The organism is Bacillus sp. S4, assembly GCF_040838205.1.
Taxonomy (GTDB): domain Bacteria; phylum Bacillota; class Bacilli; order Bacillales; family Bacillaceae_G; genus Bacillus_A; species Bacillus_A cereus_U.
In genome coordinates this window covers 1-2,357 of the sequence record NZ_JBFPJI010000437.1, presented here as the reverse complement: position 1 = coordinate 2,357, position 2,357 = coordinate 1, and the positions used below count along the sequence as shown (strand labels likewise).

Sequence of the window (2,357 nt, the reverse complement as noted above, 5' to 3'; positions counted from 1 at the left end):
AATGAAGCTTCATCAACACGATAACGGTGTGACGGCTTTCTACCGAAACGAGGAAACTTTTGAATATAGTAGTATTACAGGGGATTTAGTTATTGTTACAATTCCGTTTTCGACAATGCGTTTTGTGGAAGTAGATCCATTTGATTCTATATCTCATGAAAAGTGGAAAGCAATTCGTGAATTGCATTATATGCCTGCGACGAAAATAGGCATTCAATTTAAAAGTCGATTTTGGGAAGAACAAGGGCAATTAGGTGGCAGAATTATAACAGATTTGCCAATTCGTTACGCCTATTATCCAAGCCATGGAATTGGAGAGAAAGGACCTGCTATGATGTTAGGAAGTTATACATGGTCTTATGATGCGTTACTATGGGATGGTTTATCAAAAGGGGATCGTATCTATTACACACTACAAAATTTAGCAACAATATTAGGTGGTCAAGTATATGATGAGTTCATGTCTGGAATATCAAAAAGTTGGACATTAGATCCATATGCACTTGGAGGATTTGCTCTTTTTCAAGCAGGTCAAGAATCTGAATTACAGCCAGTCATTGTGAAACCTGAGGGGAGAATATACTTTGCTGGAGATCATACAACGCTGTATCACGGATGGATTCAAGGTGCGATTGAATCCGGAGTTCGTGTGGCAGTAGAGGTGAATGAGTAAAAAATGTAAAATTCAGAAAAAACTTTACTATATATCTTGAGATGGATATTATTAAATATAAAAGGATTATGGGGAGTGTTTACTTTGAATCCATTGTTATTCGATTTTCCTTCTGAATTTTATACTGAAAGGCTTTTAATTAGAATGCCAAAACCAGGTGATGGTAAAGTTGTATATGAAGCAATTCAAGCTTCGATGAAAGAATTAAAGCCTTGGATGGTCTTTGCACAAAAAGAGCAAACAGAGGAAGAAATAGAAGAGAGTATTAGAAAATCACATATTCAATTTTTGCAGCGAGAAGATTTGAGATTACTAGTGTTTTCGAAAGAAACTGGCGAGTTTATTGCATCTGCTGGATTACATCGTATTGTTTGGGATATACCTCAATTTGAAATCGGGTATTGGGTTGATTCAAGGTTTAGTGGAAAGGGCTATATGGTAGAGGCCGCAAAAGGTATAACGGAGTATGCTTTCACTGAACTGAAAGCAAACCGGGTAGAAATTCGTTGTGATTCTCTAAATAAGAAGAGTAGAGCGATACCTGAAAAATTAGGTTTTAAATTAGAAGGGATTTTAGAAAGTGCGAGTGTTGCGGTAGATGAAAATGGATTAAGAGATATGTGTGTATTTGCAATGACGAGAAATACATATGAAAAAGAAGAGCTGTAAAGTAACGGCTCTTCTTTTTGTACATTATGGGACAGGATGTCCGTTAGAGCTTTCGAAAATTGTAAACCATTGTTGGCGGTCTAAGTTAACTTTTGTTGCCATTGCAGCCGTTTTTACTCGATCTAATTTGCCAGAGCCAACGATTGGCATCATTTTAGCTGAATGAGCAAGTAACCATGCATACATAACAGTATCAATGCTATCAACGCCTAGCTCAGTAGCAATTTTTTGTAAAGTTTCACGTAAACGTACAGCACGTTCAGTTTGGCCAGTAAAGATTTCTCCACCAGCAAGAGGTGACCAAATCATTGGATTGATTCGTTTTTCTTGGCATAAATCAATCGTACCTTTTTCAAAATGCTCAAGCTGCATCGCAGATACTTCAATTTGATTTGTAATGAGCGGGAAATCTAAATATGAACTTAACATATTAAATTGAGAAGGTAAAAAGTTAGAAACACCGAAGTGACGAACTTTTCCTTCTTGCTTTAAGCGTGAGAACGCTTCTGCCACTTCATTTGGGTCTGTGAATGGATCAGGGCGATGAATGAGCAATACATCAATATAATCTGTATGTAAGTTTTGTAATGAATCCTCCGCGCTCTTTATGATATGTTCAGCACTCGTATTGTAGTGAGCAACATATCGCTCTGGAAATTTAGGTGATGGGGGAGCGATTCCACATTTTGTGATAATTTGCATGTTTTCGCGTAAGGAAGGCTTGAGTTGTAACGCTTCTCCAAACAATCCTTCACATGTATATCCGCCATAAATGTCAGCGTGATCAAAAGTAGTAACTCCCATATCCATACAAGATTCAATAAAAGAAAGTAATTCTTGTTTCGTCATATTCCATTCTGCTAAACGCCAAAACCCTTGAATAATACGAGAAAATTCTAGTGTTTCGGCCATTTGAACTCGTTCCATTATAAGTACCCCCTTGATGAATGATAATGTTTTTGAAAAGGCTTTCTTGCTACATATTATTATATAGTTACAGGGTCGTACATACAAT

General features: G+C 36.9%; 3 protein-coding genes. 2 read left to right on the top strand and 1 reads right to left on the bottom strand.

The window, feature by feature from the left end; genetic code table 11:
* Positions 1 to 673 (top strand): flavin monoamine oxidase family protein (locus AB3X48_RS21275; protein WP_367959912.1); only part of this gene is annotated, 673 nt, incomplete at its 5' end.
* 84 nt (positions 674 to 757) lie between these two features.
* Entirely contained in the window at positions 758 to 1,342 is a 585-nt protein-coding gene (locus AB3X48_RS21270) for a GNAT family N-acetyltransferase (RefSeq protein WP_016104607.1), read from the top strand.
* A gap of 24 nt (positions 1,343 to 1,366) precedes the next feature.
* Here AB3X48_RS21270 and AB3X48_RS21265 read toward each other — a convergent pair whose 3' ends face one another.
* On the bottom strand, positions 1,367 to 2,269 hold the full coding sequence (locus AB3X48_RS21265; RefSeq protein WP_016104608.1) for an aldo/keto reductase: 903 nt from the start codon (positions 2,267 to 2,269) through the stop codon (positions 1,367 to 1,369).
* Positions 2,270 to 2,357: the final 88 nt, after the last annotated feature.

Excerpts from the sequence above, each read along its gene's own strand:
- AB3X48_RS21265 (WP_016104608.1), bottom strand. The coding sequence starts at position 2,269 with ATGGAACGAGTTCAAATGGCCGAAACACTAGAATTTTCTCGTATTATT.